The following is a 19,705-nucleotide window of genomic DNA, read 5'->3' on the forward strand; positions in this document are numbered from 1 at the left end:
ATGGCTCCGCGTCGCTGGCATAACCTCCTGTCGGCCTCCTCGGTGCTTCTGTGCACCGCGGTTGCCCTGCCCCAGGCCGGGGCCGCCCAGACCGGGTCGGGGGAGTTCAGCATTCTGGACTACCTCGCCTCGGATACGATCGAGCGCACACCCGAGGGGTGGCAGCTTGAGGCCGAGGCCGCGAGCGATCCGCATTCGGCCTACCTCGCTTATTCGCGGGCTGTCTCGGCGCTGCTGTCGGGAAAGGACGCGGCCGCGATCCCGCCGAGCCGGATCAGAAACCTGCGTTACGCGATGCTGCAAAAGGCGCTGGAAGCGGCGCTGGGCGGGCTTGGCGACGGGCGCGAAGGCATGCTGAAGAAAGCCCGCGAAGCCGCGCGCGACATGGCCGACCCGGCGGATACCGGCTGGGGTTACTGGCAGATCGCCCAGACCGAGCTGCGGCTGGATCGGCCCGACAACGTCCGTACGCTTCTGCGCCGCGCCACGCAGGCCGCCGAGGCGCTTGAGACGTCGGAGGTCCAGAGCCTTTTGTTCAAGGCGGCCGGCGAGACGGCGCTGAAGATCGGCGACGTGGAATTCGCGGCCTTCCAGCTGACGAACATGATCGCGCCCGGTGGTCGCCATCAGCTGGCCCGTCTGGTCGTTCAGGCCCGCAGCGCCGATGAAGCGCTTGCGCCCGAGGTCCGCAAGCTGCTGAGCGACAGCGTCGGCGAGGCGGGAACGCCGGAAAACGGGGTTCTGCAACTGCTCGTGCTGGGCGAGTTCGACTATGCGATCGAGCTTGCGCTGACCGATGACGACTATTCCGAACAGGGCGACATGCTGACCGTCGTCACCAAGGCGGCGATCGACGCCAAGCAGCTTAGCGCCGCACGCCTGGCGGCGCTGCTTAACCCCGATGCGGGTGAAGCGACACGCGCCTGGGTCAACCTGGCGCGGGCGCAGTCGAAACAGGGCTATGGCAAGCAGGCTGACGATGCGCTGGCCCGCGCGCTGGCCCGTGCCACCGGACCGGGCGGCGACGAAAGCGACATCGGCCAGGTGGCCAAGGCCCATATCGACTTCGGCAATCTCGACCGTGCCGAGGATCTCTTGAAGCCGCTGTCGGACGCTTCCGAAAGCGTGGTGGAAATCAAGGGGCGTCTGATCGCGGCCCGGATCGAGGCCGACCAGCCGGCGGACCCGGTCCTGACGCCGACGGTCCCCCTGCCCGACGCGGCGCAATCCGGCATTCTGGCCTCGACCGCTCTCGCACGCGCCCGCGATGGCGACCATACCGCCACGCTGGAAGCGCTGGGCCAGATCACCGACGAGGGCGCCGCCAACGAGGCGCGTTACGACGTGGTCGAGGCGATGATCGAACGCGGCGACGTCTCCGGTGTCGAGGCGCAGATCGAGGCGATCACCGACCCGGTGCTCGCGGCTGAGGCCGTGGCGAAATACGCCAAGTGGCTGGTCCGAAACGACGACGCCCCGCAGGGCGAGGCGCGTTTCGCCCTGCTGGCCGAAAGCCTTGCGGCCCTGCCGCAGGAACAGGCGGACGCCGCCCGCCGCAAGGTCGCTAAAACCGCGGCCGAGGCGGGGCTTTTCGACCTGGCCGAGGCGATCGCGACGGCCGTCGCCGATCCTGCGCTGCGCGCCGAGGCCATCGCCAACATGGGCGCGGTCGTCGCGCAGAAGGCGCCCGACCGGGCGCTCGGCTATCTGGAGGCGTTGAGCGAGGTCAAGCAGCGCGACAAGCTCTTGGGAAATATCGCGCTGGGATTTGCCCGTGACCATGACATCGCCCGCGCGGAAGAATTCGCGCGCCAGATCGTCGAGGACAAGACCCGCGTGACCTTCATGCGCAAGATCGCCGAAGAACAGGCGCTGCGGCTCGACACGCTCGACCTTCTGAAAGCCTCCGCGCCGCAGCCCGAAAGCTTTGAATTCGAAGCGGAGAGCGTGACCCCCGGGCCGAGCTACGGGACCGCCAAGCTCTTCTCGATCCAGGCCGAGCCGCTCACGCCGCGTATGCCGCCCCCGCCCCAGAACATCTGGACCACCGCGGAAGAGGTCATGCACGACGTGGAGCCGATCAACCCCGGCCGCGCCTCCGTGTCGCTCATGCGGGCGAGCTACTTCACCGAGAAGTTCATCGCGGACATCCCGGGCCAGACGCTTCTGCGCCACAAGCAGGGCCGCAACAGCCTTCAGTTCATCATGGTCGAAAGCGGCGTCTTCGACATCCCCTCCCTCTACCGCCGGCTGCGCGCCCTGGGCTACGACGAGGAGGCAATCAAGCGCGACGGGCGGATCTATACCCTGCGGCTGCCGCTTCTGGTGATGCCCGAGGCGACGCTGGTGATCTCGGGCGCGGATGTGGCGAACTTCCGCATGTCGGACGATCGCGGCGCCTTCATCACGGTCGCCGGTCAGATCCGCATCGCCGATACGGTCTTCGAAACCTGGCGGGAAGAATACAACCAGCGCGCCTACCGCACCTACGAGGTGAAGAAGAAGTTCCGCCCGTTCCTGACGATCTGGACCGGCGGCAATGTCGATGTCGTGAACAGCACCGTCTTCGGGCTGGGCTATCTGGGCGGCAAGTCCTACGGGCTTGCCATGTCGGCGGGCCCCGCGACCTTCACCAAGAACCGCCCGATGTGGGAAGACAGCCCCTATGGGCGGATCGTCAGCAACTCCTTCCGCAACAACTTCTATGCCTATTACGCCTATGAGGCGGTGGATGTCGCGATCGTGGGCAATGAGCTGGTCGACAACATCGTCTACGGGCTTGACCCGCACGACCGGGCGCAGCGCCTGAGCATGTCGTTCAACACCGCCTACGGGACCCACAAGAAGCACGGGCTGATCGTCTCGCGCGAGGTCGACAACAGCAACATGGTCGGCAACGTCTCGTTCGAAAACCACGGCTCCGGCTACATGCTGGATCGCGACAGCATCCAGAACCTGCTTTACGCCAACACCGCCTTCGACAACGAACAGGACGGCATCTCGTTCTTCGAAAGCTCCTGCAACTTCATTGTCGGCAACTACCTGTTCGACAACAAGCGCGACGGGATCAAGTTGCGCAACAGCTGGAACCTGAGCGTCTTCGGCAACCAGATCGAAGGCCATGGCGCCGCTGGCATCGATGTCTATTCAGGCTGGCTCGACCCCGAGGGCGCGCACAAGACCCGCGACTTCGAGCTTGACCCCTACTTCAGCTTCTCCGCGGTCGAGCTCTTCGACAACACGCTCAGCAACAACCGCGCCGGGCTGAAATTCCAGGGCGTCAACAGCGCGGTGATCGGCAGCAACCACATGGGCGACCAGTCCCCGCGCCTGTTTGCGGGGGACCTGATGTCGCTGGGCGGGGGGATCGTCTCCGCGACCTTGCAGGGTAAGACGGCGGGCATCGCCCACCAATGCGCCCAGCCCGTGCCGCGGGTGCATTGCAGCTTCCTTGAGGAAGGCTACCTGAGCGGCGAGGGCCAGAATATCCTGGAGGCGCTGAACGATACCGGGCGCTGCGTTCCCGATGAAGTGCGTCCGCGCGGCATCCCGACCGCCGAAATGGAGCCCCAGATCGAGGCGCTGCTGGATGACAACAGCGAAGCGCCCGATGGCGAGGTCACGACCGAGCAGGGCCTGCATGACGAGGCGCCCGCGGCCGAACCCCAAGCCCCGGCGGAGCCCGCGCAGGCAGAGGAGGCCGTCGGCCAATGAAGACGCTGCGACCCCTTGTCCTTGGGCTTTGCCTGGCACTGCCGGGCGCGGCCATGGCGCAACAGGTCCTGAACATGGACCTGCGCGCGGCGATCGCCGACACCAACGATTTCGCGCGTTACTGTGCGGGCGGCGACATTCCGGCCGATGCGCAGCTTGAACCCGTCTATGCCCTCAACGCGACAGAGGAATACGGCTCTGACCAGGCGACGCAGGATTTCGCCTGGGCGGTCATGGTGCTTGGCGGTCATGCGCTGGGCGGCGACGGCGCCGCCCGCGACCGGCTTGAGGCGCTGCTGCTGACCTGGGCCAACGCCGAGGCGCTGGTTGGCACCGAGCGGGTCCATGACGCGGTCTATGCGCTCAAGCGGACGCTGCTGCCCACCATCGTCAGCTACAGCATCATCCGGGCCGACCTGCCGGCGGCATCGCAGACGATCCTCGACCGCTGGCTTGGCAGCCTGGTGGAGATCGCGGGAACCGAATTCGGCGGCGATGTCGATCAGAACAACCACCGCTATCTGGCGGATTCCGTGCTGGTGGCCTGGGGGGCGCTGACTGAGGACGCGGGGCTTCTCGACAAGGCTGAGGCGCGGCTGCGCCTCGCGCTGACGGGGCAGCTGCGCGAGGACGGCAGCTGGCCGCTGGAAACGCGCCGGGGGGCGCGGGCGCTCTGGTACACGCGCCAGTCGCTTTCGAGCCTCGGCTTCATCATCGCGACGCTGGAAAACAGCGGGCGCGACGTGTTGGCCGACGATGGCATCCGCCGCGGCTACGAAACCGCGATGAGCTTCTTCCTCGACGGGATCGACGCCCCGATCATCGTCACCAAATACGCGGCGGAGAACTATATCCCCGGCCCGTCCGAGGACTACGCCAATCAGGACATGAGCTTCCTGCAGACCCGGCCGCACGGGCGCCACTACATGGCATTCCTGGCGCTGGCGGACCACCTGGTCATCGACCCCTTCCTCAAGACCCGGATCGAGCGGCTGATTGGCACCCTCCCGGCGGCGGCGTTCCCGATGATCGACGAATTCAGCGGCGGCAACGCGAGCTGCTTCTGGGGGGGCGGCAATGCGTAGGGCGCTTGGCTTCACGATCGGCGCCGTCTGGCTTGCCGCGGCGCTCCCGGCCTTCGCGCAGGAAACCCAGCCTGTCTGCCAGGCCCATGATCCACGCGTCGAGGCCGCCTTCGCCCGGGCGGCGGCGGGTGAGGTCGCAGGTGCGACCACCGATCTGCGTTCGTTGACCGCGATCCCCGATCCCTCGCTTCTGATGGATGTCGCCCAGTTGGCGATGGACGGCCTTCCCAAGGCTGGGCCGCTGCGCGCACCAGAACCCGAACTTGCGATCGCCGCGCTGGAGAAGGCGGCGCAAATCGCGGGAAACCATGTGCCGCAGGCGCTTTTCCTGCTGTCGGAGATCGGGCGCGACACCGGCCTTTACACGGAAGACCGCCAGAACGAGTTGCGCCGCATGGCGGCGGCCATGGGCTATGAGCCCGCGCTGATCGAACTGGCGCGGGAGCTTGCGAATTCAGACATCTCCACGACCCCGGAACAAAGCCTCGCGCGGCTCGAACTTCTGCTTCAGGGCGCCGCCCGCCCCAACAGCACCGCGATGACGCTGTTCGTCCTGGAACTGCTGGACCGGCCCGAAATCGCCCCGCACCTGAGCGAGACGGCCGAGGATCTGACCCGGCGCATCCTGGCCACCTACGAGACCGACTACAGCAAGGGCAACGCCTTCGCGGCCACCTCTGTGGCCTCCGCCTATGCCCGGGGCGTGCTTGTCGAGCAGGACCTGGAAAAGGCTCGCCAATGGCTCCTCAAGATCGAGCCGTGCTGGCGCGCGCGGGAATTCGAGCTGATGGGCGACATCCTGCGGGGGGAGTTTCCCAACGACTCCCGCACCCCGGTCGAGCACTACCGCCGCGCGGCGGAGCTTGGCAGCCTTTCGGCGGCGCTGTCGCTGGTCCGGATGCGCACCGAAGACCAGGTGAGGGACGTCGCGGACGAGGAAGCGGTGCTTTGGCTGCGCCGGGCCCTGCAACTGAACGAGCTGCGCGCCGTCGTCATCTGGATGCGCGCGGTGGACGCGCAGACCGGCTTCCCCGCCTATGACCCGCGCGAAATGCAGACCGCTTTCCGCGCGGCGGAGAAATCCTGGACGGGCGACGGGCGCACCGCCGCGTCGCTGGGGCGCATCTACCAGTCCTCGGGCGCGCCGTGGTACGATGACGATCGTGCGGCGATGTGGTTCGAGCGCGCAGCCCTTGCGAATGACCCGACGGGCATGCTGGAACACGGCCGTCGGCTGCGCGACACCGATCCGGCGGAGGCGCGGCAGTGGATCGAGCGCGCCCTGGCCGCCGGTTCGGTCAGCGCGCTGGTCGAGATGGCCGACATCCTCATGTCGCCGCCCTTTAGCGAAGACAGCCTGCACCAGGCCGAAGCCTATCTGCAAAGGGCCGTCGATCGCGGCAGCCTGTCGGGCCTGACGCGCCTCGCGCTTCTTTACATGGATGACAGCAAGCCGCTTTTCGATCAGGAGCGGGGCGAGACGCTGCTGGAAGATGCCGCCGACCAGGGCAGTTCGACCGCGCAGACCCGTCTGGCGCAGATGCTGCTGGACCGCGCGCTGGCCGTCGATCCGGCCGAGGCGGCGATCCTGCGCGACCGTGCCGGCCGTTACCTGGTGCGCGCGGCCGCAGCCGGCAGCCTGTCGGCCAAGCACCTGATCGGCAACCTCATCCTGCTTGAAACCAAGGACCCCGAGGAGGTCGCCCGCGCGATCGCGTTCCTGAATGAGGCCGCCGATGGTGGCCGGGTCTCAGCGATGATCGACCTTGCGGAACATTACATCGCGACCGCGCAACTGGAGCTTGCCGTCCAGACCTACCGGCGCGCGGCGGATCTGGGCAGCGTGCGCGCCACGCTGGAGCTTGCCCGCGCCTATTCCGCCGGTCTCGGCGTGCAGCAGGACGAACAGGAATCGCTGCGCTGGCTGGCCAAGGCCGAACAACTGGGCCAGCTGGACGTGCGCACCCTGCGCCAGCTTGGCGCCAGCTTCGTGAACGGAACCTTCGGCCGCCCGGACCTGGAGAAGGGCCTGCGCTACTACCGGCGCGCCGCGGAACTGGGCGACCCGTCCTCCATGATGTATCTCTCGACGCTTTTCTCCGAGGGCAAGCGGGTTCCCAAGGACGACGCGGAAGCCTTCCGCTGGGCCCTGGCCGCCGCCGAGGCGGGCAGTGTGTCCGGGATGGTCTACGTCGGCGAGGCCTATAACGAGGGGCTGGGAACCGAGCGCGACACCGACACTGCGCTCGGCTGGATGCAGAAGGCGCTGGAAAGCAACCCCAACAGCGCGACCGCCGCGATCGCCATTGGCCGGGCTTATGAACTCGGCCTCGGGTTCGAGAAGGATAAATCCCTGGCTCTTCAGTATTACGAACGGGCGGCGAACCTTGGAAACATCTCTGCCATGGTGCGGACGGCCCGGTCCTATCTGCGCGGCGTCGGCGTGAAATCGACGCCGGAGGTCTCGGTCGCCTGGTACGACCGTGCTGCGCGCGCGGGCAACGTGACCGCCATGCTGGAACTGGCACAGCTTCACGCCATGGGCTACGGCACCCCGCTCGATTCAGAACGCGCCTTCGAGCTTTACCTCAGCGCGGCGGACGCAGGGTCCACCATCGGGATGCGAGAGGCCGCGCGCCTTTACATCGCCGGCGTCGGAACCACGCGTGACCTGGACCGGGGCGTGGCCTTCCTTGAGCGGGCTGCCCGTCAGGGCGACGCGGGTGCGATGCGCGACCTCTGGGTGCTTTACGGCGAGGGGTTCGAGCTTGCGCCCAACCCCTCCTACGCGCGGGTGTGGTTGGAGCGGGCCGCCAAGAGCGGGCACTACCAGGCCACCTACGAGCTTGCCAGCGCGCTTTTCAAGGAGACCGGCGAGCTGACCCCGGACCTGCGCGAAATGGTCGACTACGCGGCCGAGGGCGGGGTCAAGGAAGCGAAGATATGGAAAAGCGATCTGGTGGCGGCGGAGACCGCGGCCGCAGAAGCGGCGGCGGCTGAAGCCGAGGCCGGATCGGACACGGCCCCCACGGACCAAGCAGACACCGACCCTGACGCCGATGCGGCGGCAGGCGAAGCGCCCGCCGAGTCGGAGCCAACGAGCGAAGACCAAGGCGGCACGGAGTAGGAGAGAGCAATGAAAGCACGAATGCCAAAATCCGGTACGATCGCCCGCGCGGCGCTGATGTGCGGCGCGATCCTTGGCGGGCTGGCGCTGTCCCCTGCCGCGGCCCAGCAGCTCGAAGGGCCCTATCCTTGCCAGAACCTTGAGTTCGCGCGGCCCAGCCCGACGGACCCGCTCGGCACGTTGACCCAAGGCCAAAGCGGATATTTCTTCCGCACCGATCCCGACCTCAACTGGGGCTTCTTCATCTCGGACGAGGTGAACAACCTGATCCGCGACCTGACGAGCGAGCTGAAGGCGCGCGGGACGGAGCTTGTGCTGCTACCGATCCCGCCGCGTGGCCTGATCGCGCAGAACTTCGTCGATTTCAACCAGGACCGCAGCCCGATCCTGTCGATCTCCGAAGGCGGCTGGATGTTCGACAGCTATATCCAGGATCTGCGCAAATCCGGCGCGGTCGTGCCCAACCTGATGGATGCGCTGCGCGTCGATCCGGGCCAGGCGCCGCTGTTCTACTTCAAGCGCGACGTCCACTGGCGGCCCGAGGGCGCGCGCTTCACCGCGGCCCAGGTCGCGGAGGAACTGCGCCAGAACGGCGCGCTGACCGGCCTGATGGCGAGCGGTTTCCAGACCAGCGTGATCGGGGAAAACCAGTTCAAGGGCGTGATCGCACAGGCCGCCCAGCAGCACTGCACCCAGAACCTGCCGCCGGAACGGTATTCGGAATATGTCACCAAGCCGATGGCCACGGGCGTCGGCTTCGGCAACACCGAAGGCGCGGTGGTTCTTGTCGGCGGCAGCTTCTCTGCCGACGAACGCCTGAACTTCGCGGGCTTCCTGTCGCAGTCGCTTGGGCTGCCGGTGGCGAACCACGCCTCGGCCAGCCTGCGCGAGTTCAACTCGATCGAGGCCTACCTGTCCTCGCCCGAGTTCCACGCCCGACCGCCGAAAGTCCTGATCTGGGAGCTTCAGGCCGCCTTCGATCTGAACTACGCCCGCAACGACCTGCGCCAGCTGATCACCGCAACCGCCGCGAACTGCCAGAACAACAGCATCGCGCGTGTCGAGAATGCCTCGGGCAGCGCGGGGGGGATCACCCAGCTTGACGTGCCCTCGGCCCAGAATGTCACCGGCCGCGATCACTATGTCCAGGTCTCGACCTCGAACCCGGCGATGAACAACTTCGTCGTCTCCGTCGCCTATCAGGACGGCGATTCCGAGTGGATCCCGGTCGAGCGCAGCGGCCGCTTCGACAACAGCGGGATCTACTACATCTCGCTCTCGCAAGAGACGACCTCGCCCGTGGTGGGCATCACGCTCGAACAGCTGAGCGAAACCCCGGCGTCCACGCGCGTCGAACTTTGCCGCAAATAGGAGGCAGACATGCACCACGCCGGACGCCTTGAATTGATCACATCGGGACTGCGCGCGCGGTTGTCGCGCGGCACCTGCCTTGTCCTTGCCTTCGCCGTCGCGACCACCGGGATGGCTGCCGCGCAGGAGCGGGGGGCGGTCGATCTTCCCCTGTTCCCGCAGCTTTCCGACTATTCCGAAAGCTGCGCGGGGACCGTGACGCTGAGCAGCGATCCCTACAACCTTGGGGCCTGGCAGGGCGAACAGCTTTCGATTTCCCCCGATCAGCTGCTTGAAGTCGGGATCCTTTATTCCAAGGGTGGCGCCACCGTTCCCGCAAACGCAGAACTCGCGACGCGCCTCTTCCGCTACCTGGCCGAGCGCCCCTCGCCGATCCAGAGCCGCGCCAAATACCTCGCGGCGGTGATGATCCTCGATACGCAGGGCTCGCCCGAGATGGATCGCCTGGCCGCGCAGATGCTGACGGAGGCGGCGAATGCCCGCGTGACCGGCGCGGCGCGCGAACTTGGCGCGCTTTACGAGATCGGCCGCGGCGTCCCGCAGGATTTCGAGCAGGCGGCGATATACTACCGCATCGCCGGTTCGGAAGGGGATGCCGAAAGCGCCTTCTCCCTGGCGCGGCTTTATGCCGACAACCTGATCTCGGACGGCGCTCAGGAAGCGGCGCTGAACCTGGCGAAGCTAGGCCTGATCACGCTGCTCAGCGATGTGAACCAGGGCCGCTGCTCGGCGCTGGTGACGGTCGCGAGGCTTTACGAGGAAGGCGACCTGGTCGCGGCGAACGAGCAGGCCGCCGCCGCCTGGTACGAGGCCGCGGCTTCCACCGGGAATGCCCGTGCGATGGCCGCCATCGCCCGGCGCTACTACGGCGGGATCGGCGTCGAGCCGAACGTGCAGCTCGCCATCCAGTGGTGGCGCCGCGCGGCCGAGCTTGGCTCCATGGACGCCAAGGCCAATATCGGGATGATCTATGCGACCGGCGACGGCGTGGAGCCGAACGCGCAGGAGGCGACGCGCTGGCTGACCGAAGCCGCCCAGGGCGGCAACGTCAGCGCGATGGTGCATCTTGCCAGCCTTTACCGTGGCGAGCTTTCCGCGCTTGCGGTGTCCCAGGCGGACCCGGAACAGGCCTATTTCTGGACCGAGCGCGCCTATGCCGCCGACCCGACCCGCGTGTCGGTGATCATGAACCTGGCGCGTGCCCTGATCAGCGGCGAAGGCACCGCCCTTGACCCCGCGCGCGCTTTCAACCTGTTCAACCAGGCGATGCGCCTTGGCAACCGCTCGGCGCTGCGCGAGATGGCGAGCGCCTATCTCAACGGCAATGGCGTGGAGCGTAATCCCGAACGCGCGCTGCAGATCTTCCGCCAGGCGGCGGAGCGGGGCGACCTGTCGTCCTATTCGGTGATCGTGGACATGTATCGCTGCGGCATCGGCGTCGAGGCCAACGCGGCGATGGCCGACCTTTGGCTCGGTCGTGCGGCTGCCGTGGGTGATGTGGACAGCCTGATCGTGCTCTCGAACCGCACCGTCAAGGAACTGAACGCAGAGGATCAGCAGCGCACGCTGCAACTGCTGTTTCGCGCCGCCGCGAACAACAGCCGCGAGGCGATGATCCGGCTGAGCGAGATCTTTGCGCGCGGCGAGGGCGTCGAGAAGAACGCGGAACTGGCGGCCCGCTGGGAGGCGCTCGCGATCCGTCCGGGTCCGAACCAGGAGGTCGGTCTTTATCTGCTGGCCGAGGCCTTCCGGACCAACACCGCCCATGAGTGGGACCCGGTCCGGGTTCAGCAGCTGCTGACCCAGTCGCATGAGATGGGCTACGTCAAGGCCACGACGCGCCTGGGCAAATATCATATCCGCCCGGGCGACGACGGAATGGAGAACATCGACGCCGGCGTCGAGCTTCTTCGCCAGGCCTCCTCGCGCGGGAGTTCTGACGCAATGCGCGAGCTTGCGGAGTACTTCCGTTCGACCGGCAACCTGCCCGAGGCGCTCGGCTGGCTCGACTATGCCATCGTCGCCGGGCTCGACACCGCGCAGGTTCTGAAGGCCGAATGGGCGTTCAAGGGGCTGATCTCCGGCCAGCCGGAACCCGATGCCGCGCGCGAAGTGCTCGACAACGTGATCAAGCGGGGCGTCTGCTCGATGAGCCTGAGTTCCGCGGTCGTCACCTCGCTTGCCTCCGGGGTGGGCGGACCGGGCCGCGATCAGGAAGCGCTCGACATGGCCAATCGCGCCATCGAGACCTTCCGTCCGACGCCGGACGAGGTCGCGCAGCTTGGCAGCGCGCTTCTCAAGGGATCGCCGAACCAGACGCTGGTCGGTCGCGGGATCGAGTTGCTGGAACGCTCGATGGAGCTTGGCTCGATCCGCGGCTACATCGAACTTGCCCAACTTTACATGGAGGGCAACGGGGTTCCGCTGAACTTCGAAAAGGCGATGGAGCTTTTGAATCAGGCCGCGGCTGCGGGCGAGGTGTCGGCCTATATCCATATTGGCCGGGCCTACCTTCAGGGCGTGGGCGGCTCCCCCGATTACGCCGCCGCATGGTCGTCGATGGAACGGGCAGCGGCGGCGGGCATCCCCGAAGCCTTCCGCGAGATGGGCCACTGGTATCTGCGCGGACTGGGCCGGCCCGAAAACGTCGATGAGGGCCTTTCGCTTCTGGAGCGCGCGGCGAGCATGGGCGACACCAAGGCGATCCTGGATCTGGCCAATGTCTACTCCGTCGGTTTCGTGGTCGATCAGCGCCCGGATATCGCTGTGAAGTGGCTGGAAACCGGCGCCGCTGCTGGAAGCCTTGAGGCGATGCACCGCCTGGGGCTGGCCTATCTTCTGGGCCTTGGCGTGCCGCAGGACGAGGCCGAAGCGCAGCGCTGGTTCCGCTTGTCCGGCTCCAAGGGTTACGCCATGAAGGCCGACGCAACGCAAGTGAAGCAAGAGTGAGATGACATGGGCGCAACAAGGTGGGGGCAACGGGTCATGATGGCGATCACGGCCAGCGGCCTGACCTTGGCGCCCGGTCCCTTGGCCGCGACCGGAGGCTGCGTCGCGGCGCTCCGGTCGCCGTTTCCGGACAGGGACATGCCGGTGTCTGCCGCGCCCGAGGCCTATGACTGCGCCGAGGCTCCGGCTCCGGTGGTCTCGCTCGACGCAATAAGCAAGTACGACCAAGAAAGCCCGAACCGCGACAAGCTGGACGCGGAGGCCGCCGCCGCCTTCGAGGCGGAAATGGAAGGCCTGCGGGAGTTCCAGAAGCTTGTCGTCCGGGCGGCCAATGCCAGCCGGCTGAAGCCGGAACAGGCACAATCCGCGGCCGACTGCGCCAGCGCCTATATCGTTGAATGGGTCCGCGCCGATGCGCTTTCGGACATGCAAAGCCACACCGCGCAGCAGCACCGTTCGATCTATGTCGGCACGATCGCGCTCGCCTGGCTTCAGGTGCGCGACCGCAACGACAAGCCCCTGGAACAGACGGAGGTCGAGGCCTGGCTTGCAACGCGGGCCGAAGAGATCGTGACCTATTTCGGCGACCGCAACGACAAACCCTCGGGGCGCAACAATCACCGCTACTGGGCCGGCGCCGCAGTGGCGGCGAGCGGGATCGCGACCGGGCGCTGCGATCTCTATGCCTGGGGCACCAGCGCGCTAGATATCGCGCTCGCGCAGGTGACGGCCGAGGGATACCTCCCGCTGGAGCTCGACCGGGGCACGCGCGCCCGTGACTATCACCTTTATGCGCTCGCCCCGCTGATGCTGCTCGCGCTGATGGAGAAGAACCGGGGCCGGGACGTCATGGCCGACCACAACGGGGCGCTGCGGCGTCTTGTGGCGCAGACCCTTGATGCGGTCGCCGACCCCGGCGCGATTGCCGAAAAGACCGGCGAGGAACAGATCGCGTTCACCGGCGAGGATGGCGCGCCGAAGGGCCACCAGATGGCGTGGTTCGTTCTGCTGCAACAGATCGACCCGGATTTCGCAGCCGGGTTCGACCTGGAATTGCCCCAGCCTCTGGCGTTCACGAGCCTCGGGGGCGATCTTGCCAAGCTTTTCAATTGATCGGAGATCGAGGATGACGAAACTCAAAGCGCTTCGGGCCGGAACGTCCATGCTTGTGGTCGGGGCGTTCCTGGGCCTTTCGGGTTGCGAAGTCACCCTGGTCGAAAACCGCACCTCCGCCGACATCCGGGAGGCCCGCGTGGCCAGCCAGACGCGCGGCGATTCCCGCTCGGCCGAGGCGCTGCTCCGGCAGGCGATCTACGACGCGCGCGATCCCAAGCTGCGCATGGTCGCGGAATACGAACTTGGCCGCATCCTCGTCAGCAAGCCCACCAACAGTTCGCGGGTACAAGAAGGGCTCGGCCTTCTGGGAAGCGCCTCGGCCACCTACGCCCCGGCGCAGGCCAAGCTTGGGCAGATGTATGCCGAGGGCGACGGGGTGCGGAAGGACGAGCTTCGCGCGACGCAATACCTGCGCGCCGCCGCCCAGGGGGGGCATGCCGGGGCGCAGTTGGACCTTGCCACGCTGATCCGCAAGAACCCCGCGCTCGGCAGCCCGATCGAGGCGTCGCGCCTGGCGTCGGCCGCCATTTCCAAACTTCAGGCTGACAGCCGCAAGGGGGATGCCAATGCCTCGCGTCAGTTGGGGCAGCTTTATCGGGACGGGTTGGTCGTTCCGGCGAACCGCGCGGAATCCGAACGCTACTACTCGATGGCAGTGCGCCAGGGGCAGACCAAGGCCGTGACCGAGCTTGCGGAGATGTGGATGAACGGATCGCCCGCAGACCGGCAAAAGGCGCTGCGGCTTCTTGAGATGGGGGCCGACCGCGATGTGGGCCGCGCCGTGATCCTGCTGGGCGACCTCTACCGCAACGGCACGATCACCCAGGCCGACCGGGATCGCGCGCTGGCTTATTATCTCAGGGGCGCGACCTCTTACGATGACTCCACGGTCAGCCGCGTCGCCTCGACCCTGCGCATGGGTGGCGTTTCGGCCGAGCGGCGCAGTCAGGCCACGCAATACCTCCAGTCGGCGGCCGCCAGCGGTTCGGCCAAGGCCGCGATGGAACTGGGCAAGATCAGCGAAAACGGCGGCAACCTGGGGGCGGCGGCAAAATACTACCGCACCGCGGCCAATGCCGGCCTGCCGGAGGCGAAGATGCGCCTTGGGCGGCTCCTGTTCGAAGGCAAGGGTGTCGGGCGCGACTATGCGGGCGCGGTCAAGCTTCTCGATGCGGCCTCGCGCGCGGGCTACAACGAGGCGGACGCCTATCTGGGGCGGGCCTATGCCGAGGGCAACGGGGTCGCGCAGGACTGGACGAAGGCGCGGACCTACCTGGAAAAGGGCATCAAGGGCGGCTCGACCTCGGCCGCGGTCTTCCTGGCACAGGCCTATTGGGATGGGCTTGGTGGCCCGGCCAACCCGACCGAGGCGGTGCGGCTCTTCAAGTTCGCGGCCGACCGTGGCAGCGTCACCGCGATGAACGCGCTCGCCGAGGCGTACCGGACCGGGCGCGGCGTCGCGCCCAACCAGGACCTTGCGCTGCAATGGACCGAGCGCGCGGCCAAGGGCGGGTCATCCTCGGCGCTGGTCGATACGGGCTGGGCCTATGCGACCGGCAACGGCGTGCCGCGCGACATGGTGGAGGCCAATCGCTACTTCCAGTCCGCGGTCGATCGCGACCCGTCCAAGGCCGGGCAAATCGCGCGCGCACTCCGCGACGGCAGCAAGGGCGTCGTCGATACCGCGCTTGCGGACTACTACGCCGATATCGCCCGCCTTTCCGGAGACCCGCAGGAACTGCGCAATCAGGCGCGCGGGCTGGAAAGCTCCGACCCCGCACAGGCGGAGGCGGCCTATCGTGAGGCCGCGCGCAATGGCGATACCGTCGCCATGATCTGGCTGGCAGAGCGCGCCTTCGCCTCCGGGGACGGGGCAGGGGGACGCCGGCTGCTGGACCAGGCGGCGTCGGGCGGGAACGGCGAGGCGGCGCAAAAGCTTGGCGCGATCTATGCCTTCGGCGATGGGGTCGGGATCGATCTTGGCCGGGCGCTGTCCTACTACAAGCGCGGCGCCGAGCTCGGCAATGGCGAGTCCATGTACTGGGTCAGCATGTTCTACCGTCAGGGCCTGGGCGTGCCTGTCGATACCCGGCTCGCGGACGAATGGCTCGCCAAGGCCCGCGCGGCGGGCTACTCGGTCGGGCTCTAGGGGCCCGCGCATCTGGCGGCGAGATTTCGGATCTGCGCCGCCAGCCGCCGGCTGTTCAGCGTTTGCGGGAGGACGAGGTCCAGCCGGGGCAGGAGCCGCTGGCCCGATGCCGCGATCTCGGGTCCGACAAGGGCCAGCGTGTTGTCCGAAAACCCGATGGCCGTCAGCCGGTCCGAGAGCCGCGCCAGAACCGTGGGCGCCGACTGCCCTTGGCGGGTCAACTCCAGCATGCAGGCCCCCTGCCGCGACTGGCTTAGTGTGAAGCCCTCATCGGGGCTGTCCAGAACGCGGATATCCGCCACCCCGGCGACGGGCAGCCCGGCATGTTCGAAGCCCGGATCGAACTCGAACTGATTGGCGTCGAGCCCCTGAAGGAAGATCGAATCCGCTGTCGGGACGATCAGATCCGCGACCCGGGAAGGATCCTTGCTGGCCGGCACGATCGCGGCGGAAAGATCGCTCAGGGCCAAGATCGGCGCCCTTGGTCCCGCCTTCATCAGCGCCAGCAGGCGGCCCTGGGGCGTCACGGGATCCGCGGCCGTGACGATCTCGGCATCGACGAGGAACCGCCCGTCGCGCAGGTCGATGATCCCCCGGGGGCGGGTGGGCATGGCGAAATCGACCGGCTGCTCGAACAGGACCGAGCCGCCGTCATCCATATGGATCAGCCTGTAGGCAAAGGGGCCGCGGTCGTCGTCGGGCAGCAGCAGCAGAAAGCCCGCCGCGCGTAGTGGCACCGCGAAGATCCGGTCCATCGCCTGACGCGTCGAAAACGGAAGCGTGACATTGCGGACGGCGTTGAACTGCCCATCGAAGAGCGAGAGATATAGCCCCGTCTGCGCCGTTGCCTGCGTGGCCCCGGACTGCGCGGCCCCCAGTACCAGGATCCGGTCGGGCGATACGCGCGATACCGCAAGGAAGCGGTCGTTGCTCAGCGGCGTGTCCTGCACGACCACCTGCGGCGCCTGCCCTGGGACGAGATAGGTGAGCGCCGCTGCGCTGTCGCCACGGTCGGGCCGGCCGATCTCACCCACGACGATGACGCCCGCGCCGTGCTGAACCATGCCCGCGCCGTGCATGACCGCGCCGGTCGACGTATAGGCGATGTCACGCAACTCTCCGGTGGGGCTCAGCCGCAGAAGGGCGGTTTCGCGAACGTCCCGGGTGCTGGCCTCGACCACGAGGTCGATGTCCCCGCCCCGCCGGGCGTAAAAGAACATGACTTCCGGGGGATTGGCGAAGAGGTTCAGCCGTAACTGGCCGCTATCAATCTGGCGCCCGCTGGGGTCGATCCGGCTGAGGTTCACCGACTGTTCCCCGGGCGAGTAGTCCATGACGACGACGTTGCCCAGGGCCTCGATCTGGGCCAGCACGCGGCCGGGGGCCGATCGGGCCTCAGTTGCCCCGAAAAAAGCAGATAGTGCGCAAAATAATGCCAACATCGTTAGAGATTTCAGCACGTTGAGCACTCCTTCCCGGGCAGGGACACTGACGGATCACAAAACGATGCAAAAGGCCCACACAGCTGCCCAAACCGCGCGATCATTTACCCTTAAGCTAAAAAAATAATGGCAATAAATTCAAGAAATGTTATTACTCACCATGCAATAAAATGCTACACCGTAATCGTTGGTGGCTGAGGTAAAGAGCAGGGCAGATGGGTATGAACGGAAAGAAACACTTGGGTTATTCCCAGGCGCTCCTGGCTTGTGTTGCCGCGCCCGCGCTTGGTGTGGTCGCCGCCTCGCCGTCCTTCGCGCAATCCTTCCTGTCGTCCGATTACGCGATCCCGCAACTGCCCGATCAGCCCTATGAGGCCTCGGTCAGCCAGGGGCCGGTCTCCTCGGCCGTGACCCTCGCCTTCGAGGGCAAGACCGGCGCAGGGTTCCAAAGCAACATCTTCAAGGATGCCAACGGCGCCGAGGTTTCGGATTTCGTCTTCAGCGCCTCGCCGCGCGCCGTCCTGCGCGTCAACACCGGCGGCGTGAAGGGCAAGATCGAGGCTGGCGCTGATCTGACCAAATATTCCTCGAACCCGATCAACGACCAGGTGGACCTGTTCGTGCGCGGCAAGGCCGAGTTCGGGCTGAGCGACCGCAGCTCGATCTTCGTCGATGCGGGCCTCAAGCAGGATGAGCACGCGATCGAGGCCAACCTGTCGCAGCCCGGCCTGACCCCGACCGAGACGCGGACCTCGCTGGAAGGGCATGTCGAGGCGGGTTTCAAATACGCGGGCGACCAATGGACATCGCGCGCGGCCGTCGGGCTGAGCTTCGTGAACTATGACGGCATCCAGGCGACCGGCGATCCGCTGGCGGCCGCCGCCGTCTACGGCGGGCTTCCGGGCATCGATAACGAGCTGCGCAACAAGACCACGGTCTATGCGAGCGCGGAAGCGGGAAAGAAGCTCTCGCTCGAGGGAGAGATCTTCGGCGGCGTCAAACTTGAAGTCGCGAGCTTCCAGAAGGATGTCAGCTACAACCCCGCGCGCAACAGCACCACGATCGAGCCCTTCGTCGGCTACCGCCACACGGCCGCAGACGGCTCGCTAGAGGCTGATGCGCGCATCGGCGTCGCGATCCGGTCCTTCGACAATGACGATTACGATACGATCATCGTGCCGACGGTGAACGCCTCGGCCACCTGGTCGCCCGATGGCCGCGACTACGCGATCTTTGCCTCGACCGAAACCACGCTCGATGACACGCTTGCGGTTGGCGTCGGCGCCAAGGTCACGCAGGAATTCAAGGTGGGCGCCCGCGCCAACCTGAATGACCGCTGGGAGATCAACGGCGACATCGGCGGCGAATATGCGCTGGAGACCGTCTCGGAAGCCCTGGGCGGCGGATCGGATTCCGAAACGACCCTGGGTATTGGCGTCGGCATGAAGTACTTCGTGATGGACAACATCTACGTCGGCGCCGATGCACGCTACGAAACGACCTTTGGCAACAGCGCGGGGCAGATCTCCGACGCGGTTTTCAGGGTCAACGTGGGCGCTGAGTACTGATGGTTTTCGCCGATACGACCGAGGTCGTGTCGCGGTGCCTGAGCCAAGCGGGGGGGTTCGCCCTCCTTCTGTTCGATGCTGAAGGGGCGCTGCGTGGAGCCCAGGGCGACGAGGCGCTCTTTAGCCTCGGGCGCGAGGGCCTGTTGGCGCTGCTCGCGACCTTTGGTCAGGCTGAAGACTGGCAGGGCGCCGTGACGACTTATGTCGGGGCTCAGGCGCTGCGGCTTTCCGTATCGCGGGCGGACGGCGCGGTGGTGGCTTTCCTGCAGGACCTTAGCGATCAGATCACGCGCGAAACCCTTCTCCGGATCGAGGCGACGACCGATCCCCTGACCGGACTGCTGAACCGGCGGGGCTTCGAGCGGCTGACCGCCACCGCGTTCCGTTCGCATTCCGGGACGGAGACCGGCCACGTCATCGGCGTCGTAGATGTCGACAACCTGAAGCGCCTGAACGACGGCGGCGGCTATCAGCAGGGGGACCGGACCCTGAAAGGTGTGGCGCGCGAGCTTGATCGCAGTTTCCGCGCCGGCGACATCACGGGCCGAGTTGGCGGCGACGAGTTCGCCTTTTGCCTCGTCAACGTTCCCGAGCCCTTGGTCGAAAAGATCCTGAAGCGCCTGTCGGCCCGCATCGCGGAGGAAACCTCTGCCACGGTGACCATCGGCGCGGTTCACTGTCCGGCATATTCCGACCCGGCGCAGGCCCAGATCCGTGCGGGTGAGCTTGCCCTTGCAGCCAAGCGTGCGGGCAAGAATCGGGTCTCAATCGAGGTCGTTCGCTGACGGGGGGGCGCCTCGCGCGTTAACGATCTGTTAAGAACTGGTTCATAGGCTTCAGGAACTGGGCGATTTTCCCAGCATCTATGAAGCCGAAAGACCAGGAGTCATGGAAATTGCCGCAACAATCCTGATGGTACGGTTCCTAGTGGGTGCCTTGTTAACGATTTCTGAAATTACCTTTTCATTGCAGCGTGTTAAAGAGCTGTCGGCGCAAAGGGCTCGGGGCGTGATCCCGGTGCGGGGCGATGGGTGCATCATCAAACCCAGGCTGTCCTTAGCGCGCGCTGAGCGCGAAGCGAGCCGCTGTAATTCGCGTAAGGCGCGCATCGCCGCGAGCGCCGTGCCGTGCCGGTTGGCCGTGACCCACTGAAAATAACGGGGGCAGAGGCGGGGCCAAGCGAC

General features: G+C 66.6%; 11 protein-coding genes. 10 read left to right on the top strand and 1 reads right to left on the bottom strand.

What is annotated here, in order from left to right; translation table 11 throughout:
• From OE647_RS15095 to OE647_RS15125, 7 genes are read left to right on the top strand one after another with little or no spacing between them, the layout of a single operon-like run.
• Nucleotides 1-3,714, top strand: a complete 3,714-nt coding sequence (locus OE647_RS15095; RefSeq protein WP_263722586.1) for a right-handed parallel beta-helix repeat-containing protein — start codon at nt 1-3, stop codon at nt 3,712-3,714.
• Nucleotides 3,711-4,799: an alginate lyase family protein gene (locus OE647_RS15100; RefSeq protein ID WP_263722587.1), complete on the top strand. Its 1,089-nt coding sequence runs from the start codon at nt 3,711-3,713 to the stop codon at nt 4,797-4,799. The genes OE647_RS15095 and OE647_RS15100 overlap by 4 nt, the downstream gene beginning before the upstream one ends.
• Nucleotides 4,792-7,926 (top strand): tetratricopeptide repeat protein, encoded by a 3,135-nt coding sequence (locus OE647_RS15105; protein ID WP_263722588.1) that lies wholly within the window; start codon nt 4,792-4,794, stop codon nt 7,924-7,926. Before OE647_RS15100 ends, OE647_RS15105 begins: the two co-directional genes overlap by 8 nt.
• Nucleotides 7,927-7,935: 9 nt before the next feature.
• Complete coding sequence (locus OE647_RS15110; RefSeq protein ID WP_263722589.1) at nt 7,936-9,297, top strand: alginate O-acetyltransferase AlgX-related protein; 1,362 nt, start codon at nt 7,936-7,938, stop codon at nt 9,295-9,297.
• Nucleotides 9,298-9,306: 9 nt separating this feature from the next.
• Nucleotides 9,307-12,246 carry a tetratricopeptide repeat protein gene (locus tag OE647_RS15115; protein ID WP_263722590.1) on the top strand — a complete coding sequence of 980 codons (2,940 nt, stop codon included), beginning with the start codon at nt 9,307-9,309 and terminating at the stop codon, nt 12,244-12,246.
• Between the two features lie 6 nt (nt 12,247-12,252).
• Nucleotides 12,253-13,359 (top strand): alginate lyase family protein, encoded by a 1,107-nt coding sequence (locus OE647_RS15120; RefSeq protein WP_263722591.1) that lies wholly within the window; start codon nt 12,253-12,255, stop codon nt 13,357-13,359.
• 13 nt (nt 13,360-13,372) lie between these two features.
• The gene (locus tag OE647_RS15125) at nt 13,373-15,511 is read left to right on the top strand and encodes an SEL1-like repeat protein (protein WP_263722592.1); all 2,139 of its coding nucleotides are present in this window, start codon (nt 13,373-13,375) and stop codon (nt 15,509-15,511) included.
• On the opposite strand, the gene OE647_RS15130 is transcribed toward OE647_RS15125, so the two are convergent.
• On the bottom strand, nt 15,508-16,884 hold the full coding sequence (locus tag OE647_RS15130) for a hypothetical protein (RefSeq protein WP_263722593.1): 1,377 nt from the start codon (nt 16,882-16,884) through the stop codon (nt 15,508-15,510). The genes OE647_RS15125 and OE647_RS15130 overlap by 4 nt on opposite strands.
• A gap of 284 nt (nt 16,885-17,168) precedes the next feature.
• Between OE647_RS15130 and OE647_RS15135 the strand changes: the two genes are divergently transcribed.
• From OE647_RS15135 to OE647_RS15145, 3 genes are all read left to right on the top strand, one after another.
• Nucleotides 17,169-18,521 carry an outer membrane beta-barrel protein gene (locus tag OE647_RS15135; RefSeq protein WP_263722594.1) on the top strand — a complete coding sequence of 451 codons (1,353 nt, stop codon included), beginning with the start codon at nt 17,169-17,171 and terminating at the stop codon, nt 18,519-18,521.
• A complete protein-coding gene (locus OE647_RS15140) occupies nt 18,521-19,306 on the top strand; it encodes a GGDEF domain-containing protein (RefSeq protein WP_263722595.1) in 786 nt (261 codons plus the stop codon). The genes OE647_RS15135 and OE647_RS15140 overlap by 1 nt, the downstream gene beginning before the upstream one ends.
• A gap of 103 nt (nt 19,307-19,409) precedes the next feature.
• A complete protein-coding gene (locus OE647_RS15145) occupies nt 19,410-19,673 on the top strand; it encodes a hypothetical protein (protein ID WP_263722596.1) in 264 nt (87 codons plus the stop codon).
• Nucleotides 19,674-19,705: the final 32 nt, after the last annotated feature.

This window comes from Albidovulum sediminicola (assembly GCF_025751575.1).
Lineage (GTDB): Bacteria > Pseudomonadota > Alphaproteobacteria > Rhodobacterales > Rhodobacteraceae > Albidovulum > Albidovulum sediminicola.